This window comes from Mycobacterium spongiae (genome assembly GCF_018278905.1).
GTDB lineage: Bacteria > Actinomycetota > Actinomycetes > Mycobacteriales > Mycobacteriaceae > Mycobacterium > Mycobacterium spongiae.
Genome location: NZ_CP046600.1, coordinates 469,435 through 492,129, shown reverse-complemented (window position 1 = coordinate 492,129; position 22,695 = coordinate 469,435). Strand labels below are relative to the sequence as shown.

Here is a 22,695-nt window from a genome sequence, read left to right as displayed (position 1 = left end):
GATGACGACGCAGGCGGCGCCTGCGGCACCGTCATCCGCCCCGCCGGCGGCTCCGCTTTCTCGCAGATGGTTGTTGTTGGTCGGGGCTGTGGCGCTGGTATTGACGTTCGCCCAATCGCCGGGTCGCGTCGCGCCCGACACGAAACTCGACCTCACCGCCAACCCGCTGCGGTTCCTGGCGCGCGCGACCAACCTCTGGAACAGTGATCTGCCGTTCGGCCAGGTGCAGAACCAGGCTTACGGCTACCTGTTTCCGCACGGCAGCTTCTTTGTGGTCGGTCACCTGCTGTCCGTACCCGGATGGATAACCCAGCGTTTGTGGTGGGCGCTGCTGCTCACCGCCGGTTTTTGGGGCCTGCTGCGGGTCGCTGAAGCGTTGGGAATCGGCACCGGAAGCTCACGCGTGGTCGGCGCAGCGGCGTTCGCTCTGTCGCCGCGGGTGCTGACCACGCTCGGGTCGATCTCGTCGGAGACCCTGCCGATCATGCTGGCGCCCTGGGTGTTGCTGCCGACCATTCTGGCGTTGCGGGGTGCTTCGGAGAGGTCGGTGCGGGTGCTGGCCGCTCAGGCCGGGCTGGCTGTGGCGCTGATGGGTGCGGTCAACGCCATCGCCACCCTGGCTGGGTGTCTGCCGGCGGTCATCTGGTGGGCGTGTCACCGGCCAAACCGATTGTGGTGGCGCTACACGGGCTGGTGCCTGTTGTCGCTCACCGTGGCAATGCTGTGGTGGATCGTGGCGCTGGTGCTGCTGCGCGCCGTCAGCCCACCGTTCCTCGACTTCATCGAATCCTCCGGCGTAACGACGCAATGGTCCTCTCTCGTAGAGATGTTGCGTGGCACCGACAGCTGGACACCGTTCGTAGCGCCCACCGCAACCGCGGGCGCGCCGTTGGTCACTGGGTCTGCGGCCATCTTGGGCACCTGCCTCGTCGCGGCGGCTGGGCTGGCCGGGCTGGCTCTGCTGGTCGTGCGCCGGGCGCCGGGCGCCGGCCGGCTGGTGACGATGCTGTTGGCCGGGGTGGTCCTGTTGGCCGTCGGCTATAGCGGTGGACTTGGCTCCCCGGTGGCCCACCAGGTGCAGGCGTTTCTGGACGCTAGTGGGGCTCCGTTGCGCAACGTTCACAAGCTGGAATCACTGATCCGTATCCCGCTGGTGTTGGGCTTCGCGGCGCTGCTCGGCCGGGTACCGCTGCCGGGCACTGCGGCGATCCCGGTGTGGCTGCGCGCGTTCGCCCACCCGGAACGGGACAAACGGGTAGCGGTGGGGATCGTGGCCTTGACCGCACTGATGGTCAGCACCTCGCTGGCTTGGACTGGCCGACTCGCACCACCGGGCACCTTCAGCGCGATACCGCGGTATTGGCATGACACTGCGGAGTGGCTCAGCAGACACAATGTCAGTCGGGATGCCGGTCACGATGTCGGTGACGATGGGGGTCGCGAGCCTGGACACCACGTGGGGGCGCCGATGCCGGGGCGGGTGTTGGTGGTCCCGGGTGCGCCGTTCGCTACCCAGGTGTGGGGCACCAGCCACGATGAGCCGTTGCAAGTGCTCGGCGAGGGCCCCTGGGGAGTACGCGACTCCATCCCGCTGACTCCGCCGCAAACCATCCGGGCGCTGGATTCGGTGCAACGCCTGTTCGCGGCCGGCCGCCCATCGGCCGGACTCGCCGATACCCTGGCCCGCCAAGGCATCTCTTATGTGGTGGTGCGCAACGATCTGGATCCCGAGACGTCGCGCTCGGCGCGCCCCATCCTGGTACACCGCGCCATCACGGGATCGCCGGGACTTTCGAAGGTGGCCGAGTTCGGAGCACCCGTGGGTCCCCCGTCGCTGTCGGGTTTCGTCGCCGACAGCGGATTGCGGCCGCGGTATCCGGCGATTGAGATTTACCGGGTGGCGGCTAGCCGTGATCCGGGTGCACCCTACTTCGCCGACGCTGACCAGTTGGCGCGCATCGACGGCGGGCCCGAGGTTCTGTTGCGTCTCGATGACCGGCGCCGGCTGCTGGGCGAACCGGCGTTGGGGCCGGTGTTGCTGACCTCAGATGCTCGGGCTGCTCGCCTTCCGGCTCCGGTCGTCACCGTCACCGACACCCCGGTCGCGCGCGAGACCGACTACGGACGAGTAGACCAGCACTCGTCGGCGATCCGGGCGCCCGGTGATGCTCGGCGCACGTTCAACCGAGTGCCCGACTATCCGGTACCGGGAGCCGAGACGGTCGTCGGTAGCTGGATCGGGGGTCGGGTCACGGCGTCGAGTTCTTCGTCGGACTCCACGGCCATGCCTGATGTCGCTCCGGCGACGTCTCCCGCGGCGGCTATCGACGGTGACCCGGCAACGGCATGGGTGTCAAACGCGTTGCAGGCAGCCGTCGGGCAATGGCTGCGTGTGGATTTTGATCATCCGGTGGCCAATGCCGTCATCACATTGACCCCGAGTGCGACGGCGGTCGGCGCGCAGGTCCGCCGCATCCAGGTTGAGACCGCCACTGGCAGCACCACCCTGCGGTTCGACGAAGCTGGGAAGCCGCTCACCGCAGCCCTGCCCTACGGCGAGACACCCTGGGTGCGGATCACCGCGGCCGCCACGGACGACGGATCTTCCGGCGTCCAGTTCGGGATCACCGATCTCAGGATTACGCAGTACGACGCTTCCGGATTCGCCCATCCAGTCGATCTGCGGCATACGGTGCTGGTTCCCGGACCACCGGCGGGTTCGGCGATCGCGCGATGGGATCTGGGGCCGGAACTGCTGGGCCGGCCCGGTTGTGCCCGGGCGCCCGACAGCATGCGCTGTGCCGCTTCCATGGCGCTGGCGCCCGAAGAACCGGTCAACTTCAGCCGCATGCTGACCGTGCCGAGCCCAATGTCTGTGACCCCGATGGTATGGGTGCGGCCGCGTCAGGGGCCGAAGCTCGCTGACTTGATCGCCGAGTCCGATAGCGCACGGGCCCAAGGGGATTCCGACGTGGTCGACGTGCTCGGTTCCGCCTACGCGGCTAGCGACGGCGATGCGGCCACGGCGTGGACGGCGCCGCAGCGAGTGGTCCAGCACAAGACCCCGCCGACGCTCACCGTCACCCTGCCGCGGCCCACCACGGTAGCGGCGCTACGGATCTTCCCCAGTGAGTCGACCCTGCCTGCGCATCCGACGATGGTCGCCGTGGACCTGGGCGACGGACCTCAGGTCCGCTCGCTGACGCCGGGCGACAACGGGGTGAGCGCGCCGCAGACATTGTCGCTGAAACCCAGAGTCACCGACACCGTCACGGTCAGCCTGCTCGACTGGGCGGACATCATCGACCGCAATGCACTGGGTTTCGACCAACTCAAGCCGCCGGGTCTGGCCGAGGTTCTGGTGTTAGGCGCCGACGGCAATCCGGTTGCCGCGGCTGACGGCGGCCGCAACCGCGCTCGGGAGATCACCGTTGATTGCGACGGGGATATCCCGGGCCCGGTCATCGCGATCGCCGGCCGGTTCGTACACACTTCGATCCATACGACAGTGGGTGCACTGCTCGATGGCGAGCCGGTAGCCGCGCTACCGTGCGAGCGCGATCCGATCGCGCTGCCCGCGGGGCAGCAGGAGTTGTTGATCAGCCCCGGACCCGCCTTCGTCGTGGACGGAGCCCGGCTGTCGGCTGAGGGTGCGACCGAGTTAGCCAGCAGCCCAGTCGTTTCCGCGGCAACGGCAACGTGGGGTGCCAGCCGCCGCGAGGTGCGTGCCCCGCAATCGGCAACCTCGCGGGTGCTGGTCATTCCCGAGAGCATCAACCCGGGATGGGTGGCACGCACCAGTGCCGGTGCCCGGTTGACGCCGATCGCCGTCAACGGATGGCAACAGGGTTGGGTAGTACCCCCCGGAGATGCCGACACGATCACCCTCACATTCGCTTCCAACTCGCTGTATCGGGCGGGTCTCGGGCTGGGACTGGCGTTGCTGCCGATACTGGCGCTGTTGGCGTTCCCAACACGGCGGCGTCGACGTGGCGACGACGAACCACCGGCACAACCGTGGACGCCGGGAGCCGGGGCGGCGATCGCGGTGCTGGCGTGGGGGGCGGTGATCGCCGGCGCGGCAGGGGCCGTCGCAGTCGGCGCGGCCTTGGGCTTGCAGTACGCGCTGCGCCACCGCGATCAGTTGCGCGACCGGATTACCGTCGGGGTGAGCGCGGGCGGGTTGATCCTGGCCGGGGCGGCGCTTTCGCGGCATCCGTGGCGCTCGGTCGACGGCTATGCCGGCCACTCCGCCGGGGTCCAATTGCTCGCGCTGATTTCGCTCGCCGCATTGGCGGCGGCGGTGGTGACTCCGACTCTCGCGCGACGTGCGCGTTAGGCGCCACGCCCAGTCCCCTGCCGCTTGGCGTCACCTTCACCGACTGGTTAACTAGGTTCGCGGTCACCGTCCGAGGAGTTGCGGCCATGGGGTGGTTTTCGGCGCCCGAATACTGGCTGGGCAGGCTGGTGCTCGAGCGCGGCGCGGCGGCAATCTATCTACTCGCATTCGTCGCGGCCGCGCGGCAATTCCGGGCGCTCATCGGAGAACAGGGGATGCTTCCTGTACCGCGGTATCTGGCCGAGCAATCGTTCTTCAGAACGCCGAGCATCTTTCACTTTCGTTATAGCGACCGTCTTTTCGCTATCATCTGCTGGTCCGGTGCGGCGCTAGCCGCGACGATGGTCGCCGGATTAGCAGACCTGGCACCGTTGTGGACGGCCATGCTGATGTGGCTGACACTGTGGGTGCTCTACTTGTCGATCGTCAACGTCGGACAGACGTGGTATTCGTTCGGCTGGGAGTCGTTGCTGCTGGAAACCGGTTTCCTGATGATCTTCCTCGGCAACCAGCGCACGGCCCCGCCGATTCTGACCTTGTGGTTGGTGCGCTGGCTGCTGTTTCGGGTCGAGTTTGGTGCCGGTCTGATCAAGATGCGCGGCGATCGGTGCTGGCGCAATCTGACGTGCCTGTACTACCACCATGAAACCCAGCCCATGCCAGGTCCGTTGAGCTGGTTCTTCCACCACCTACCGAGGCCGTTGCACCGGGTTGAGGTGGCGGGCAACCATTTTGCCCAGCTGGTAGTGCCGTTCGGGTTGTTCGCCCCGCAGCCCGTCGCAAGTATCGCGGCCGTGATCATCGTGATCACCCAGTTGTGGCTGGTCGTCTCGGGCAATTTCGCCTGGCTCAACTGGCTGACCATTCTGCTGGCATGCAGCGCGATCGATCAGTCTTGGATGGAGTCGTGGGCCGCCGCGCTGCTGCCGATACCCGCGCGGCCTGGGCTGCCTGGACCCCCGCAATGGTTCATCGTGGTCGTCCTCGCGTTCACGGCAGCCATCGTGGTCTTGAGCTACTGGCCAGCGCGCAACTTGCTGTCCCCTCATCAGCGAATGAACATGTCGTTCAACCCATTTCACATGGTCAATACTTACGGCGCATTCGGCAGCATCTGCCGGGTCCGCCGAGAGGTGGTGATCGAAGGCACCGACGAGGCGAGAATCACCGCGCAGACCGTCTGGAAGGAATACGAATTCAAGGGAAAGCCCGGTGCGGTGCGTCATCTGCCACGGCAGTGGGCGCCGTACCACCTGCGGCTGGATTGGCTGATGTGGTTCGCTGCTATCTCGCCGGGCTACGCGCTGCCGTGGTTGACACCATTCATGATGCGGCTGTTACGCAACGATCCCCCGACGGTGCGCCTGCTTCGCCGCAATCCCTTCGCGCAATCTCCACCCCGGTATGTGCGCGCGCAGCTCTACGAGTATCGATTTACCACGGTGGCCGAACTGCTCCGCGATCACGCTTGGTGGCACCGCACGCTGATCGGTGGGTACGTCTCCCCCATCGCGTTGACCAACAGCGATTCTCCGCATGCGCGGTGACCCACGGATGAACGCCAAGCACATCCGGGCGGCCGCGTCCCAACTCGGCAGCGTCTTGTGGCCGATCGCGCAGACCGCGGCAGCGGCCGGATTGGCGTGGTATATCACCCGCGACGTCCTCGACCATCCGTACCCGTTCTTCGCTCCGATCGCCGCAGCGGTATGCCTCTGGATGACCAGCGCGGTGCGCGCCGAAATCGCCGTCGAAATGATGGTCGGCGTAGCGCTCGGGATCGCGCTGGGCGCCGTAGTCCGCGAAGTTCTCGCGACCGGAGCAATCGCGATCGCTGCTGCTGTGCTGTTGTCGCTCTGCGTCGCAATGCTGATCGGACAGGGCTTCGTTCCGCAACGACCGATGTTCGTCAATCAGACCACCATGTCGGCGATACTGCTCCTCACCTTCCCGCTCAGCGGCCTGGCCCTGGAACGGATTTTTGACGCGCTGATCGGGGGCGGTCTGGCCTTGGTGTTCAGCCTGGTGCTGTTCCCGAAGAATCCAGTGCACATGCTGCGCGATGCCCGCAACGCGGTGCTTGAGGCAGTGGCCGACATGCTGGCGCGCATCGCAATCCCCAACGCCGATTCGGCCTCGACGCCAGACGGGACCGTCGGCATCGCCGGCCAGCTGCACCGACGACTGGCCGAACTCCTCGAAGTCCGCAAGGCCGCCCGACTGTTGGTGCGCGTCGCGCCTCGCCGGTGGCGGCTCCGCTACGCCGTGCGCACCGCTGATCGCCACGCCGCGCGATCGGCGGAACTTGCCAACGCCGCACTGCTGCTCGTAGGCACCGTCACGAGAGCTCGGTCCGGCGGCGAGCGGCTCGACGCTTCGATACGCGCCGCCCTTGGCGAGCTCTCCACCGCCGTAGCAGCCCTTGCCGTCGACGACCCGGCCACCGCCGCCGCACGCGCCGTGTCCATCCGCCACCGCATCGCGACGCCGGAACCGGCCCCGTGTAGCACGACGCAAATCATCGTCGCTGGCGCCATCGACGCCTGCGTAGGCGAGTTGCTGGAAGTCGCCGACTTCGCGCCAGCATAAGCCGGAAATCGCCTTCGCCCCAGTGATTTCAACAGTTTCTTCGCGGCCATATTTTGTCGGTGGTCTCCGATAGTTTCGGGGTATGCGTTCGGGTGCTGTGGCGGATCGCGAAGCGATCACGGCGGCCTTCGATGCCCTCGAGGCCGCCCTCGACAGCGTGGCCGGTTTGGAATTCGACGCGCTCACCACCCGGGAATGGTTGGCGTTGTTGGCACGCTGCGAACGGGTGCGCCGACGCGTCCCGGTACCCGAACATCAACTGATCAACCATCTGGCCCGCCAAGCCAACCCCGAAGAGCTCGGCGGCAAGCTCTGCCACGCGATCGCCGACCAGACCCGGACCAGTCGCGCCGAGGCCTCCCGGCGCATCCGCGAAGCCGCCGACCTCGGACCCCGGCGGGGGCTCACCGGTGAGCCGTTGGCGCCGGTATTGGCCGGCACCGCCAAAGCCCAGCGCGCCGGAAGTCTCGGCGCCGGACACATCGCGGTCATCCGCCGCTTCTACCACCAGCTGCCCGGCTGGGTCGATCAGCCCACCCGCGACCACGCCGAAGCCGATCTAGCCGACAAAGCCACCCAGTATCGGCCCGAGCAACTAGCCGGATTCGCCGACAAAATCGCCAACTGCCTCAACCCCGACGGCAACTTCCGCGACGAGGACCGCGCCCGCCGCCGCGGCCTCACCCTGGGCAACCAACACGCCGACGGCATGTCGGAACTGCGCGGCTGGCTGACCCCCGAAGCGCGCGCCACCCTTGAGGCGGTGTGGGCCAAACTATCCGCTCCCGGCGTGTGCAACCCGACCGAGGACACCGCCTGCGTGGACGGACCGCCCAGCCAAGAGGCCATCGATGCCGACACCCGTTCACGGTCCCAACGCCACCACGATGGGCTCAACGCCGCCCTGCGCGCGGTGCTGGCCTCCGGCGAGCTGGGCCAACACAATGGGCTGCCCGCCTCGATCATCGTGACCACCACCTTGGCCGAGTTGGAAGCCGCCTCCGGCACCGGCCTCACCGGCGGCGGCAGCCTGCTACCGATGTCCGATGTGATCCGCCTTGCCCGCCACGCCCGCCACTATTTGGCAGTTTTCGACAAGGGCAAGACGCTGGCGCTCTATCACAGCAGACGCCTAGCATCACCGGGGCAGCGGATTGTCTTGTACGCCAAAGACCGTGGCTGCACAGCCCCGGGCTGCGATGTGCCCGGCTACTATTCCGAAGTCCATCACGTCACCCCCTACGCCCACTGCCGCGCCACCGACGTGAATGACCTGACCTTCGGTTGCGGCCCTCATCACCGGCTGATCAAACCCGGGGGCTGGACCACGCGAAAAAGCGCCAACGGCGACACCGAATGGCTAGCACCACCTCACCTAGACCGAGGCCAACCGCGTGTCAACGCGTTCCATCACCCGGAAAAGCTCTTGCGGCACGGGGACGACGACGAGGACGACGAGAGCGACCTAGAGGTCTGACCACCTGGCGTGTGGCGGTGCCGATGCAGCGCCTCGCTCGGGCTGGGATAGTGGCAGGCTGGATAGCGGCCTCGTAGAAACCAACCCAGCGTAAGGATGTCAGCGTGCCCATCGCCACGATCAACCCGGCCACCGGGGAGACGGTCCAAACCTTCACAGCGGCATCAGACGAGGAAGTCGAGGCGGCGATAGCCCGCGCATATGCGCGGTTCACCAGCTACCGTCACACCAGCTTCGCCCAACGCGCCCAGTGGGCGAACGCCACCGCCGACCTGCTCGAAGCCGAGGCGGATCAGACCGCCGCCCTGATCACCCTGGAGATGGGCAAGACGCTGGCCTCAGCCAAAGCCGAGGCACTGAAGTGCGCCAAGGGTTTTCGCTATTACGCCGAGAACGCCGAAGCAATGCTCGCCGACGAGCCAGCCGATCCGGGGAAGGTCGGGGCATCCGAGGCCTACGGTCGTTACCAACCGCTCGGCGTAGTGCTGGCCGTCATGCCGTGGAACTTTCCGCTGTGGCAGGCCGTGCGATTCGCCGCCCCGGCGCTCATGGCCGGCAACGTAGGCATTCTCAAGCACGCGTCGAACGTCCCGCAGTGCGCGTTGTACCTGGCTGACGTCATGGCCCGCGGCGGGTTCCCGGACGACTGTTTCCAGACCCTGCTCGTGGGATCCAGTGCCGTCGAGCGGATCCTTCGCGACCCCAGAGTCGCCGCGGCGACCCTCACTGGCAGTGAACCGGCCGGCCAATCGGTCGGTGCCATCGCCGGCGACGAGATCAAACCCACGGTGCTCGAGCTCGGCGGCAGCGACCCATTCATCGTGATGCCATCCGCCGATCTGGACGCGGCAGTCACCACCGCGGTCACCGCCCGGGTGCAAAACTGCGGCCAATCCTGCATCGCCGCCAAGCGATTCATCGCACACACCGACATTTACGACCAGTTCGTCGACACATTCGTCGCGGGAATGCAAGCGCTTCGGGTCGGCGACCCGACCGACCCGGACACCGATGTCGGTCCCCTTGCCACCGAGTCCGGTCGGGACGAGGTCGAAAAGCAGGTCGAAGACGCCGCCGCGGCCGGCGCGGTGATCCGCTGTGGTGGCCAGCGCCCGGACCGGCCGGGCTGGTTCTACCCGCCGACGGTGATCACCGACATCAGCAAGGACATGGCTCTTTACACCGACGAGGTTTTCGGCCCCGTCGCCTCGGTATACCGTGTCCGCGACATCGACGAAGCCATCGAGATCGCCAATGCCACCACCTTCGGGCTCAGCTCCAACGCCTGGACCCGGGACGCAACCGAGCAGCGACGCTTCATCGATGGCATTGAGGCCGGCCAGGTGTTCATCAACGGGATGACGGTGTCCTATCCGGAGCTGCCGTTCGGCGGTGTCAAACGGTCCGGCTACGGCCGAGAACTGTCGGCGCAGGGGATCCGCGAGTTCTGCAACCTCAAGACCGTGTGGGTCGCCTGACGGCTGGCCTGGATCATCGCGCTAGGCCGACGCGGCGGCGAGTGTTCTTGCGTCCTCCTCGGCGAAGGTGTCCTCGAGGTGAACCGGTGAGTAGTCCAGGTCGATCTCGCCCACCGGGCGACCGCGCGCGCTCGAGATTGTCCCGAACCGCCGCATGCCCTTATCGGCCGAGTACTGCATGAATTCGTCCTTGGACAGGTCGAAGGGGACTTCGTCGCCGTAGAGAGCAAAACCCTCTTCAACGAGCCGCAGCGCCAACGGCATGAGCTCGTTCATTCGGGTTTCGAATACCGTCCAGTTGGCGTCATCGGCGGCGACGTGGCGCCGGCAGGTAAAGGTTCCCCACGCCATATGGCGTCGCTCGTCATCGCCTATGCGCCGAACCAACTCCTGCATACCGGGCAAAATGCCGCGCTCCACGCAAATCTTGTGCCAGGCATAGTATCCCGTCAGCGCCAGCATGCCCTCGACGACGTGGTTGTAGGTGACCGACGCTCGAACCTGGGCGGCCGGCGAGGGATCCGTCACCAAGGCGTCCAGCGATGCGGGCAGCTCCTCGTAGAACATCTGCCGGTATGCCGGAAGTTCATCGAGGTAGCGATGCAGATCGTCGTTGATCCCGACCGCGTCCAGCCACAGCCGGAACACCTGCGTGTGTTTGGCCTCCTCAAACGCGAACTGGGTCAGATACATCTCGTCGGCCAGCCGCCCCTCGGCGCGCATGGCGGCCATGAACGGAGCGATATCCTCGGTGACCGCTTCTTCGCCCGCGACGAACTGCGCGCACAGCCGGGTGGCGTAGTTGCGTTCCAGGTCGGACAGCGGTTCCCAATCTTGGCTGTCACGGGAGAAGTCGATATCGGCCGGATCCCAAAACTTCGCATTGCCGCCGGAAAACAGCTTCAACGGAAGGCTGTCCCAGTTGAGGCCGCCGGGAGCCAGCGAGCCTAAGTGAGTGCGTTGCATAGTGACCTCCTCGGATCATTGCGGGGCTGGGCTCGGCGCCGGGTTGGGTACCGCGGCGAAGGCCGCGGCAAGCACTGCGACGAACCTGCGCACCGCCAGCACCGGCTGCTCGGGGCTCGGCTCGTCAAGTCCGAGGATCGGATCCAGACCGCGCAGATACGGCGCCAGTGCCAGGTGCGGAAAGATCAGCAGCAGCAGCGACAACAATGCATCGGTGTCGGCATCCGCGCGCAGGTCCCCGCGCGCGTTCGCGTCACGCACCAGCGGCCGCAACACCTCCAAATAATGGCGGTGCAGCACGGATCGCACGCTGACGCGCGCATCGGCGTCCACCTCGAGAGTTGCCGCGGCATGCAGCGCGCGTTCGCGCGGATGCTCGGCGAAGTAAGCGACCCACCCATCGAGCAAATCAGTCAGGAACTCGAAAAACGGCCGATTCGGGTCAAGCTCGCGGATGAGATCCTCCATGAACGATCGCACCCGCTGGCTCGCGACGTCGGCGATGAATGCGTAGAGGTCGCGCTTATCCGCGAAGTATTGGAACAGGCTGCCCTTGGCGACCCCGGCCCGCCGAGCGATGACGTTGAGGCTGCCCTGGGAAAAACCGTGCGCCCCGAATTCGGCCTCCGCGGCCTGAACGACCGCCGCGCGCCGGACCGGATCAACCCGCGCCCATGTAACCGTCGGCATACGGCCTCCTGGCCTCGATGACCACTGGTCATATTACTGTGCGGCGCACCACAGTCAAGGTCGGCGTCGATAGCCACGAGATTGCCGTCAGGGTCGTTGACGGGACCGAAACTACCGCCCTAGAAGCAATTTCGGCGCCCGCTGGTTACGGGACGCCTCACGGGCGCATCTGGTAGGCCCCGTTGAGCGGCTGCACGTATCCCTTCCAGATCTGGTCGTAGGACTCGTGCACCGGTCGACGGATCATTCGCATCGCGAATCGGGCCTGCTCGTCCGTCGTGACGGACTTGTCGTTCAACTCGACCGCATAGCTGTTGAAGTCCGCAACCAACAACGCGAAGATCTCGTCGATCAATGCCTCATCCACGTCCGAGAGCGGCGCCTCTTCCAGAATGAGCTGCGCATAGGGCACCGTCGCGAAGAGCTGCCCAACGCCGAAGGCGAAGTCAATGTCCTTCTGCTGGGCCGCATCCGGAGTAGCGCTGGCCAACAACTCGGTGAGCACTTCGACCTGCTCGCGCAGCAGCGCAACGTTCGGCAGATGAGCAAAGCTGGCGAATGCGGCGCGCCAGTCACCGAAGCGCACCTTGCCCAAGCCCCCGGTGGCCCCCTGCGCGAACAGGAACGAGTCGTCAGCGGCGTCGTCGCGACGCGGAATTACCGGAAGCTCGGCATCCGGGGCGAACAGGTAATTGGGCATGAACTTGCCCAGCAGCCCGATGTTGATGTGGACGGTGCCCTCCAAGCGAGGCAGCAGGCCGATCTCGCGAGCCACCGTTTCGAAGAATGTGTCCTTCTCGACTCCCTTGGCGGCGATGACATCCCACAACGCAGTGATGACGCGTTCGCCTTCGCTGGTGACCTTCGCCTTGGTCAGCGGGCTGTAGAGCAGATACCGACGATCGGCCGCCGACGCGCTGCGCATGTAGTCGCTGGCCCGGGTGGCCACCAGCTTCATGGCAGCCAGCCGCACGTAGGCATCGGTGAGCAGCCTCCGCACGTGCGAGAAGTCGGTCACCACCTGCCCATAGAGATGGCGATTGGAGGCGTGCGTGATCGACTCGTAGAGGGCGTGGGTGCACATGCCGATCGAGCCCCAGCCCAGGTTGTACTTGCAGACGTTGACCGTGTTGAGCGCGGCGTGGAAGGCCCCGGGCCCCCGATGCAGGATGTCGGCTTCGGTGACCGGGTAGTCCCGCAGCGCGTAATTGGCGACGTAGTTCTGCGAGTTCACCACGTTCTTGATCAGGTCATAGCGCTCGTGCTGCGAATCGGCGGCAAAAAAGACGTACTCCGGGTTTTCTTGGCTTTCTGGAGTCCCGGCGATCTTGCCGAAGGTGGACACCATGCGAGCTACATTGGCGTTGCCGATGTAGTACTTCTCGCCGTTGGCCCGCCACCCCCCGTCATCGCTCGGGGTAAGGATCATGTCGGTCTGATAGACGTCGGCGCCGTGGGTCTGTTCTGACAGGCCGAACGCAAATACTTCGCCCGCCTCGAGCTGCGCGGCAGCCTTGCGCTTGGCGTCCTCATTGGCACTCATCCAGATCGGGCCCAAACCCAGGGACGTCACCTGAAAGGGGTACCAGTAGCTCAACCCGTAGAAGCCCAGGATCTCGGCGAACTCACTGATCCGATAGGTGTCCCAGCGGCAGTCGTCGGCGCCATAGGCCGCCGGCGTCAACAGCGAAGCGAAGATACGCTCCCGCCCGACGTGCTCGAGAAAATCCGAGTACCACCTCCGCTCGTGGTCGTCGTGCTTGAGCCGCGCCTTGCCTCGGGACTCGAAAAAGTCCACCGTCGCCGCCATGATCTCTCCCGAGCGACGGTCTGGGTACTTACGTTCCAAGCGGTTGGGATTGAGCAGCATGGTGGAGGCTCCCGGGCGGATCAGAAAAGGATTTGACGCAACGATGTGACCGTACTGCAATGCGGCCATCGTGGCACAGCCCGACAAACCAACACTGTCGGCAAACGCCGCCGGCGGCCTAGCATCGGTTAGGTGTCAGACCTCAATACCGCGCGCGGTTGCATCGATACAACGGACCTCGGCGTGACGCTCATGCACGAGCACGTATTCATCATGACCACCGAGGTAGCCCAGAACTATCCCGAAGCGTGGGGCGACGAAGACCAGCGCGTGGCCGACGCCATCACCCGGCTGAACGAGCTGAAGGCAGTCGGCGTGGACACCATCGTCGACCTCACCGTCATCGGACTGGGCAGGTACATCCCCCGCATCGCACGCGTCGCGGCAGCCACCGACCTGAACATCGTGGTCGCGACCGGTTTGTACACCTACAACGACGTACCGTTCTGCTTCCACTATCTAGGCCCGGGCGGAATGCTGGACGGCCCGGAGATCATGACCGACATGTTTGTGCGCGACATCGAGGAAGGCATCGCCAATACCGGTATCAGGGCGGGAATTCTCAAGTGCGCCACCGACGAGCCCGGCATCACCCCAGGTGTCGAGCGCGTGCTGCGCGCGGTCGCCCAAGCGCACAAGCGCACCGGCGTCCCGATCTCCACCCACACCCACGCCGGGCTGCGGCGCGGGCTCGAACAACAGCGAATCTTCGCTGAGGAAGGTGTGGACCTGAGCAGGGTCGTCATCGGACACTCCGGCGACAGCACCGACGTCGACTACCTCGAGGAGCTCATCAGCAATGGCTCCTACCTGGGAATGGACCGGTTCGGCATCGACCTGATCTCCCCGTTCGAGGACCGGGTGAACATCGTGGCCCGAATGTGCGAGCGCGGGCACGCCGACAAGATGGTGCTCTCCCATGACGCCAACTGCTATTTCGACGCGCTACCCGAGGAGCTGGTGCCGGCGGCAATGCCCAATTGGCACTACCTGCATATCCACAACGACGTGATCCCCGCGCTGAGAGAACGCGGTGTCACCGACGAGCAGCTGCACACCATGCTCGTCGACAATCCACGCCGCATTTTTGAGCGGCAGGGCGCATACAGCTGACCCAATTGCCGGCCGGACGATGGCAGGCTTTCGGGGCCAGGCGGGCTCATTCGTGGCATGAGAAGTGCGGCGTCACGGCGCGATGGCGTCGGCTTGCAGGTCGCCGACGGAACGCAGCGGCGCTTCCGGTTGCTTGGTGGTCGGCGTCGTGCCGGTTGACGTTGTGCGGCGTTCCCAGCGCCGCAACGCATCCCGGCAGGGCGACTCGACGAGGGCGTAGCTGACCGCGGCCATGGCGAAACCGAAGATCAGCGTCAACACCAACACCGCCGGCATCCTCCCGGTAAACGGGAAGGTGCCGATCACCGGGAACACCATCGCCAGTGCGGCCAAGTGCCAGATGAACAAGCCGTAGGACCAGCGTCCCAAGGTCACCATGGCGGTGCTACCCAGCAGGCGGTGCGGGGTATCGGGCCGGTCCAGAACCAACGGTGCCACCAACGCCATCGCCACCAGCGAGCCCATGGCGATCTTCACCGCGAATTGCGGAGCACTGCCGGGCACGAGCCCTTCCGGACCGGCCACGGGGGAAGCCGCCACCAGGTATCCCAGCACAGCCATGACGGCCATCAGCACGCGATGACGCGCCAACCGGTGCGGCAACCCGATGCCGCTGCGCGTCCATTCCGCCAACAACATGCCGGCGGCGAACCAGGAAAAGAATGCCGGCGGCCAGTTCAGCGGGTCGATCCCAGATCCGGCGGCCACCGGGACCCAGGCCCACGCCCAGCTCAGGGCCGCCAGCACGGCGATCGCCGGCACGCGGGCGCGCACCGGCACATGGCGAGCCAGCAACGCCAGGATCGGCAACGCCAGATAGAAGCTGACCTCGACGGACAGGCTCCACATCTGGGTCAGGCCGGCGGTCAGGGTCAGGGGTACGTAGATCTGAGTGAGCGTCAGATTGGCCAGCCACACGGTCATGCTGGCGTGGTCCGCGTCGGGCAGCAGCGACAGGATAACGACGACCGCCACCACATAGGCAGGCATGATGCGGACAACCCGCGATCGCAGATAGTGACCTGTCGACGGGCGCGACCGGTGATCCCGCGCGGCCGCGGCATGTCCGCGCCACAGAAGGAACCCCGACAGAGCGAAAAACACCGCCACCGCCAGATCGAAACGGCCGAACAACCGGCCGGCGACGCCGCTGGAGTGCCCCGTTTGAAAAGCGGCGTGCGTGACCACTACCCCGACCGCTGCGCAGGCGCGCATGCCCTCAACGGCGGGCAGGAAACGGCGGGTCCCCCCTACCTGCCGGTCATCGGTCACCAACACAGTGTGCCTGTGATGTCCAGCTGGCGAATCGGCATACCGTAGCCGACACCCCGCATAACGGAAATGTCACGACAGGTTCGTCCGCCGAGCCCCTACGTTCTGCTGTTAGGGTCAAACGGGTTTTGCCTCGCCGCTTGGTCAGGCCGGAACAGGGTTCCGACCGACGAGTCCATGGACCATAAGGAGGTCACAGCAACGTGAACCGGGCAGTCATGTTGCGGATCGCTGCATGCGGAAGTATCGGACTCGGATCCGCCTTGCTGATCGCGGCGCTGCTGCTGTCGACATATACCAGCAGCAGGATCGCCAGAATCCCGCTCGATATCGATACCACGTTGGTCAGCGACGGCAGCGGAACCGCGATCGATTCGGCGTCTCTGTCGGAACAGCACATCGTCACCAACAAGAACGTGCCGCTGGTGTCACAGCAGCAAGTCACCGTCGAGTCGCCCGCCAACGCCGTCGTGGTCACCCTCCAGGTCGGAACGTCGGTCCGGCGCACCGACAGGCAGAAGGACAGCGGGCTGCTCTTGGCGATCGTCGACACCGTCACGCTCAACCGGGAGACGGCGATGTCTGTTTCCGACGACGCGCACACCGGCGGCGCGGTCCAGAAGCCGCGCGGCTTCAATGACGAGAGTCCGCCCACTGCGATCCCGCTGCGGCACGAGGGGCTGTCCTACCGATTCCCGTTCCACACCGAGAAGAAGTCCTATCCCTACTTCGATCCCATCGCGCAGAAGCCGTTCGACGCCAACTACGAGGGCGAAGAGGACGTCAACGGTCTCACCACGTACCGATTCACGCAGAACATCGGCTACAGCGCCGACGGAAAGCTGGTGGCGCCGGTGAAGTATCCGTCCCTGTATGCCAGCGAAGACGACAGCAAAGTCACCGCGCCAGCGGCGATGTGGGGGCTGCCGGGTGATCCGATGGAGCAGATCACCATGACCCGCTACTACGCCGCACAACGCAGCTTTTGGGTCGACCCGGTGTCGGGAACGATCGTCAAGGAGACCGAGCACGCCAACCACTACTTCGCCCGCGACGCGCTGAAGCCAGAGTTGACGATGGCCGACTACGAGGTCACCTCGACCGAAGAGACGGTCGAATCCCAGGTCAATGCGGCTCGCGACGAGCGTGACCGGCTGGCGCTCTGGTCGCGGGTGCTGCCGATCACCTTTACCGCGACCGGCCTGATTGCACTGATCGGCGGCGGCGTGCTCGCGTCGTTCAGCTTGCGGACCGAGAGTGCGTTGATCGATCCCGGCCTCGATCGCGCCGATGATGACCTCTACCGCGGTGGCGCTGCGGAGCCGGTGCCCGGGGCCGAGGCCGAGACCGAGAAGCTGCCGACACAACGCCCCGATCTGGCGCCGGAATCGTCGCCGCCCGGTTCTGATCCGCCCCAGCTGGGCTCTGCCGAGCCGCCGCGTGATTCAGAGCCTCCCGACTCCAGTCCACCCGCCGGCTCCAGCCCGCCGGAGCGGTCCTAGCTCGCCGACGATGCGGGCCATGGCCCGAGGTGGGGATACCTCCGGCCCCGCTCGGGGTCCGGCCCGCTCGCGGCGGACCGTGCTGAGCGGCGTCGCTCGGTCGGCAGTGCCGGGCTACGCGTTGATTCTGGCGTTGGTGGTGGCCGGACCGCTGCTATGCCCCGGATACCTGCTGCTGCGCGATGCCGTGTCCACGCCGCGGTCGTATCTCTCCGATGGCGCTCTGGGCTTGACCGCGGCGCCGCGAGCCACACCACAGGATTTCGCGGTGGCGCTGGCGTCGGGCGTACTCGACGGCGGAGTCGTGGTAAAGACCCTGCTGATCGTGGGGCTGTGGCTGGCGGGATGGGGTGCGGCGCATCTGGTCGCGACGACACTGCCGGTGGCGGGCATGGCTGGCCAATTCGTGGCGACCACGCTGGCAATCTGGAACCCCTACGTAGCCGAACGACTCCTGCAAGGCCATTGGAGCCTGCTCGTCGGCTATGGCGTGCTGCCATGGGTTGCGACATCGGTCTTAACGCTGCGGTCGACCAATAGCGCCGGCTGGTCGGGGCTCTTCGGCCTGGCGTTCTGGATTGCGATGGCCGGACTGACCCCGACCGGGCTGCTGCTTGCCGCGACCGTTGCCGTGGTCTGCGTCGCGGCACCGGGCTCGGGTTGGCCACGCTGGCGATGTGCGGCAGCGACGTTCGCTACCGCGGCGATCAGTGCCCTGCCGTGGCTCACCGCCGCGGCTCTCGGCGCATCACTGACCCCGCACACATCCGCCAACACGGTGGGAGTTGCTGCGTTCGCGCCGCGCGCGGAGCCCGGGCTGGGTACGCTCGCCAGCCTGGCCAGTCTTGGCGGGATCTGGAATGGTGAGGCCGTACCTAGTTCGCGGACAACGCTTTTCGCGGTGGCCTCGGCCGCCCTACTACTGGGCGTGGTGGCCCTTGGGCTTCCGACGGTGACGCGCCGGCCGAGAGCAGTACCTCTGTTGGTGCTGGCCGCGTGCGCAGTGCTAGTGCCGGCGGTCTTGGCGACCGGCCCTGGCCTTGGGATGTTGCGGGCGGTCACCGACCTTGCGCCCGGCTTCGGCGTGCTGCGCGACGGGCAGAAGTGGGTGGCGTTGGCGATGCCCGGATACACGCTGTCCGCAGCCGGCGCGGTGGTGACGCCGCGGCGCTGGCTGCGGCCCGCGGTGACGGCGTTGACATGCTGCCTGACGCTGATCGTGGCGCTGCCCGATCTGGCCTGGGGCGTCTGGGGCAGAGTCGAGCCGGTGCGCTACCCGCCCGGGTGGGCCGCCGTGGCGGCGGTGATCAACGCACATCCGGGGACCGTCGCCGTCTTGCCCGCGGGCACGATGCGACGCTTTTCGTGGGCCGGTCCGGCACCGGTGCTCGATCCGCTGCCCCGATGGGTGCGCGCGGACGTATTGACCACGGGTGATCTGGTCATATCGGGGGTCACCGTAATCGGGGAGGGAGACCACGCCAGGGCGGTGCAGGAGTTGCTGCTGGCTGGATCCGACCCGTCGAGCTTGGCCGCGGCGGGAGTGGCCTGGCTGGTTGTCGAATCCGACAGCCCTGGCGACATGGGCTTGGCCGCCCGCACTCTGGACGAGCTGCCACCGGTCTACCGCGACCAACACCTTGCCGCCTACCGCATTGGCGGCGAGAGCAGCGACATCGCACCCAACCGCCGGCGCGCGACCGTCGCCGCCCATCTGGCGTGGTTGGCGCTGCTGCTTCTCAGCGGGGCCGGCATGGCCGCCTGTCGGGTGCGCCGACACATAAACCAGGGCGAAGACACGCCGCTAGGCGGCGCCGCGGATTAAGCCTCGGGAGGCGGCGGGCAGACGACGCCGGCGACGACCTCGCCGCGCTGTACCACTTCGAGCACGGTTCGCATAGCATCGGCGCTTTGCCGCCAGGAGAATTCGCTGCTGCGTGCCTGCGCCTTTGCGCCCAGTTGATCACGCAGCACCGAGTCCGATAGGAGTTGTTCGAGTCGCGCCACCAGCTCAACGCGATCATCCACCATCATTCCGGTCACCCCGTCGATGATCGAGTCGGACAGGCCGCCGGACGATCGGTACCCGATCGTTGGTACGCCGTGCTGGGCGGCCTCGATGACCGCCAGACCCCACCCCTCTTTGCGGGAGGGCAGCAGATGCACCCATGCGCGTTGCAGCAGCTGGTGTTTGGTCACATCGTCGACATGGCCGTGAAAGGTCACCGCTCCCGCAATGCCGAGCTTGTGCGCATGGTCGACAAGTCGCTGCCGCCACCAGCCGCCACCGACGATGTCGAGGTGCAGGCCCGGCACCCGCGGCCGCAGTCGCGCGACTGCGTCGATGGCGTCCTCGATCTGCTTGTGCGGCACGAGCCGGGACAGCACTACCACCCGCGGCGCGGCCGCCCGCGGGCCCGACAACGACGGTGCGGGTGCCTCGTCGAGACCGTTGCGCACCACGGCGATCCGCTTGTTGTCGACGCCGAGCGCAACCAAGTCCCTGGCTGACGGCAGCGACACGGTCACGTACTGACTACGCCGATGCAGCCGCGGCGAGACCGTCGACTCGACAAGCCAGCCCAGTCGGCCCATCACCGGACCGGCCACCGGCCATAGCTCGCAGTGGCAGTGATGCACCAACACCACCGACCGCCGGCCGTACAGCAGCCGCGCCATGAACGGCAGGCCGTTTTGGGTATCGACGACCACGTCGGGCCGCACCCGGCGCCATCGCGGCAGCCCCAACCTTGCTCCGAACTCCGCGAAGGCCATCGCCAGCAGTGCCCAGATGTACACCGTGTAGCGTCCACCCGCACGGCGGATCCGCACGCCGTCGACCACCTCATGTCGGGGCGCACCCGGATAGCGGGCGGTGCGTAGCGTGACCGTAACGCCGGATGCGGCCAACTGAGCGCCGATGCGCTGCACGTAGGTTTCGCTGCCGCCGCCCTGGGGATGCCCGGTGTCTCGCCAGCACAACAGCAGTACCGCGTTCAGCTCACGGCGTACGGCAGACATCGCTCAACAGCCTAATGGGAATGGATCGGCGGGGCTTCCATCGGTAAGGGTTCGGTTGGGAGAGGCTGGTCTGAGAGCCACCGGCCGGTGAGCACTTCTGCAGCCTGAAGCGAGTGTGGACTTCTACGACTAGATCGTGCCCCGGTCGGATGGTGGGGTTGCCCGTAGCGCTGATGGGATGTCGTGCCGGTGTGGAGCACTGATCCATTAGGTTGCCGCCCGGGCGCCCTCGGCTCATCCCACAACCGGAAATCGGAGGAGGACATCGGGTGATTTTCATCGGAGACGACTGGGCCGAAGACCATCACGACGTGCATGTGATGGACCAGGCCGGTACGCGGTTGGCGTCACGGCGGCTCTCTGAAGGCCTGACCGGCGTTCGCCAGCTCCACGAGCTGATCGCGGCGCACGCCGAGGAGCCAGGTCAGGTGGTGATCGGCATCGAAACCGACCGGGGCTTGTGGGTGGGCGCCCTGGCGGCGGCCGGCTATCAGGTGTTTGCGATCAATCCCCTGGCGGTGGCCCGCTACCGCGATCGCCACCACGTCTCGGGAGCCAAATCCGATGCCAGCGATGCCAAACTGCTGGCTGACTTGGTGCGCACTGATCGACACAACCATCGCTCGCTCGCCGGCGACAGCTCCACCGCTGAAGCCATCAAAGTTCTGGCCCGCGCACATCAGAACCTGATTTGGGCACGCACCCGCCACACCAACGCGCTGCGCAGCACGTTGCGGGAGTACTACCCGAGCGCACTGGCGGCTTTCGAGGACCTCGCCCACGGCGACACCCTGGAGGTGCTCAGGCGCGCCCCTACCCCAGAACAGGCCACCCGGCTGAGCCTGCCAGCGATCCAGTCTGCGCTCAAACGCGGCGGGCGCCAGCGCTATATCGCCGCCCGCGCCCGCGAAATCCTCGCCGCGCTGCGCACCGAGCAGCTATCGGCACCCGCAGCGGTCAGCGCCGCGTTCGCGGCCAGCACCCGCGCCGCGGTCAGCATCATCGCAGAGCTCAACCGCCAGATTAACGAGCTCGAGGCCAGCCTCGCCGACCATTTTGAGACACACCCGGACGCCGACATCTACCTCTCCCTGCCAGGACTCGGCGCTGTACTCGGCGCCCGGGTGCTCGGTGAGTTCGGGGACGACCCGAATCGCTACACCGATGCCAAGTCTCGCAAAAACTACGCCGGAACCTCACCTTTGACTGTCGCGTCGGGCAAGAAACGCGCCGTGCTGGCCCGCCACGCACGCAACCGCCGTCTCTACGACGCCATCGACCAATGGGCCTTCTGCGCCCTGGTGGCCAGCCCCGGCGCCCGCGCGTTCTACGACCAACACCGCGGCGCCGGCGACACCCACCACCAAGCCTTACGCGCCCTAGCCAACCGTCTCGTCGCCATCCTGCACGGCTGCCTACGACACCACACCCGATACAACGAACACACCGCCTGGGCACACCGCACCCCAACTGCCGCTTGACACCTTAAAACCCTGGGATGTCTAGACGGTGGGGACCGCCGGTCAGCCGACTGCGTAGGGTGTCCGCAGTGGCACGCACTGCTCACATCACCGACGTCTTCGCCCATCGGGCGACGCTGAGGCGCTCGCTGCGGCTGCTGGCCGAGTTCCGCCATGAGCGGTCGCAACCCGCGAGGTTCTATCGTGCGCTGGCGACCGACACCGCGGCCATGGTCGGTGAGCTCTGGCTCGCGACGCACGGGGAGCCGCCTATGCGCCGCACGTTGCTCGATGTGGGGGGTGGGCCGGGATACTTCGCGGCAGCTTTCGCAGATGCCGGCCTTCGCTACATCGGCGTCGAACCAGAGCCTCACGAGATGCACGCGGCCGCGCCTGCCGTCGCTGGGGCGGGCACCTTCGTCCGGGCGTCGGGCATGGCGTTGCCATTTGCCGATGATTCTGTGGACATCTGTTTGTCGTCGAACGTGGCCGAACATGTGCCGCGACCGTGGCAGCTTGGCCGCGAAATGCTGCGGGTGACCAGGCCGGGGGGCCTAGCGGTGCTCTCCTACACCGTCTGGCTAGGCCCGTTCGGCGGGCACGAGATGGGCCTCACGCACTACCTCGGCGGCGCCCGCGCCGCCGCGCGATACCTGCGTAAACACGGACATCCGGCAAAGAACAACTACGGATCGTCGTTGTTTGCGGTGTCCGCGGCCGATGGCCTGAGCTGGGCAGCCAACACCGGAGCTTTGGTCGGCTCATTTCCTCGCTACCACCCACGATGGGCATGGTGGGTGACGTCTGTGCCGGTGCTACGCGAGTTCCTGGTGAGCAATCTGGTGCTCGTGCTACAGCCCCGGTACGCCCGCGGGGATACTTGACTGAAACGTGTTCTCGTTTTGCTTTCACCTTGGG

At 66.4% G+C, this 22,695-nt stretch carries 15 protein-coding genes; 10 read left to right on the top strand and 5 right to left on the bottom strand.

The annotated features are described in order from the left end of the window. The first annotated feature begins 1 nt into the window (after position 1). The 5 genes from F6B93_RS01880 (at position 2) to F6B93_RS01860 (ending at position 9,883) form a co-directional block, all read left to right on the top strand. Positions 2-4,339, top strand: coding sequence for an alpha-(1->3)-arabinofuranosyltransferase (locus tag F6B93_RS01880; RefSeq protein ID WP_211697473.1), 4,338 nt, complete (start codon positions 2-4; stop codon positions 4,337-4,339). A gap of 86 nt (positions 4,340-4,425) precedes the next feature. Beyond that, complete coding sequence (locus F6B93_RS01875; protein WP_211697472.1) at positions 4,426-5,886, top strand: lipase maturation factor family protein; 1,461 nt, start codon at positions 4,426-4,428, stop codon at positions 5,884-5,886. Between the two features lie 7 nt (positions 5,887-5,893). Then, entirely contained in the window at positions 5,894-6,928 is a 1,035-nt protein-coding gene (locus F6B93_RS01870; RefSeq protein WP_211697471.1) for an FUSC family protein, read from the top strand. 82 nt (positions 6,929-7,010) lie between these two features. After that, complete coding sequence (locus tag F6B93_RS01865; RefSeq protein WP_211697470.1) at positions 7,011-8,405, top strand: HNH endonuclease signature motif containing protein; 1,395 nt, start codon at positions 7,011-7,013, stop codon at positions 8,403-8,405. Between the two features lie 104 nt (positions 8,406-8,509). Next, positions 8,510-9,883 (top strand): NADP-dependent succinic semialdehyde dehydrogenase, encoded by a 1,374-nt coding sequence (locus tag F6B93_RS01860; RefSeq protein ID WP_211697469.1) that lies wholly within the window; start codon positions 8,510-8,512, stop codon positions 9,881-9,883. Positions 9,884-9,904: 21 nt separating this feature from the next. On the opposite strand, the gene F6B93_RS01855 is transcribed toward F6B93_RS01860, so the two are convergent. The 3 genes from F6B93_RS01855 to F6B93_RS01845 form a co-directional block, all read right to left on the bottom strand. Further along, a complete protein-coding gene (locus tag F6B93_RS01855; protein WP_211697468.1) occupies positions 9,905-10,849 on the bottom strand; it encodes a R2-like ligand-binding oxidase in 945 nt (314 codons plus the stop codon). A gap of 15 nt (positions 10,850-10,864) precedes the next feature. Continuing rightward, on the bottom strand, positions 10,865-11,539 hold the full coding sequence (locus F6B93_RS01850; protein WP_211697467.1) for a TetR/AcrR family transcriptional regulator: 675 nt from the start codon (positions 11,537-11,539) through the stop codon (positions 10,865-10,867). 157 nt (positions 11,540-11,696) lie between these two features. Further along, a complete protein-coding gene (locus F6B93_RS01845) occupies positions 11,697-13,409 on the bottom strand; it encodes an acyl-CoA dehydrogenase family protein (protein ID WP_211699217.1) in 1,713 nt (570 codons plus the stop codon). 132 nt (positions 13,410-13,541) lie between these two features. Here F6B93_RS01845 and F6B93_RS01840 point away from each other — a divergent pair, with 132 nt between their 5' ends. Further along, the gene (locus F6B93_RS01840) at positions 13,542-14,522 is read left to right on the top strand and encodes a phosphotriesterase family protein (RefSeq protein WP_211697466.1); all 981 of its coding nucleotides are present in this window, start codon (positions 13,542-13,544) and stop codon (positions 14,520-14,522) included. Between the two features lie 72 nt (positions 14,523-14,594). On the opposite strand, the gene F6B93_RS01835 is transcribed toward F6B93_RS01840, so the two are convergent. Further along, entirely contained in the window at positions 14,595-15,800 is a 1,206-nt protein-coding gene (locus tag F6B93_RS01835; RefSeq protein WP_211697465.1) for an acyltransferase family protein, read from the bottom strand. 197 nt (positions 15,801-15,997) lie between these two features. Here F6B93_RS01835 and pgfA point away from each other — a divergent pair, with 197 nt between their 5' ends. Together pgfA and F6B93_RS01825 are read left to right on the top strand one after the other, a co-directional pair. Continuing rightward, the gene (gene pgfA / locus F6B93_RS01830) at positions 15,998-17,296 is read left to right on the top strand and encodes a cell envelope lipid trafficking protein PgfA (protein ID WP_211697464.1); all 1,299 of its coding nucleotides are present in this window, start codon (positions 15,998-16,000) and stop codon (positions 17,294-17,296) included. Between the two features lie 19 nt (positions 17,297-17,315). Beyond that, complete coding sequence (locus tag F6B93_RS01825; RefSeq protein WP_246540966.1) at positions 17,316-19,121, top strand: MmpA family trehalose lipid delivery protein; 1,806 nt, start codon at positions 17,316-17,318, stop codon at positions 19,119-19,121. Here F6B93_RS01825 and F6B93_RS01820 read toward each other — a convergent pair. Continuing rightward, positions 19,118-20,317: a glycosyltransferase family 4 protein gene (locus tag F6B93_RS01820; protein ID WP_211697463.1), complete on the bottom strand. Its 1,200-nt coding sequence runs from the start codon at positions 20,315-20,317 to the stop codon at positions 19,118-19,120. The genes F6B93_RS01825 and F6B93_RS01820 overlap by 4 nt on opposite strands. A gap of 269 nt (positions 20,318-20,586) precedes the next feature. Between F6B93_RS01820 and F6B93_RS01815 the strand changes: the two genes are divergently transcribed. Both F6B93_RS01815 and F6B93_RS01810 read left to right on the top strand, forming a co-directional pair. Further along, the gene (locus tag F6B93_RS01815; protein WP_211697462.1) at positions 20,587-21,798 is read left to right on the top strand and encodes an IS110 family RNA-guided transposase; all 1,212 of its coding nucleotides are present in this window, start codon (positions 20,587-20,589) and stop codon (positions 21,796-21,798) included. A 17-nt stretch (positions 21,799-21,815) separates the two neighbouring features. Further along, on the top strand, positions 21,816-22,661 hold the full coding sequence (locus F6B93_RS01810) for a class I SAM-dependent methyltransferase (RefSeq protein WP_211697461.1): 846 nt from the start codon (positions 21,816-21,818) through the stop codon (positions 22,659-22,661). Positions 22,662-22,695 lie beyond the last annotated feature (34 nt).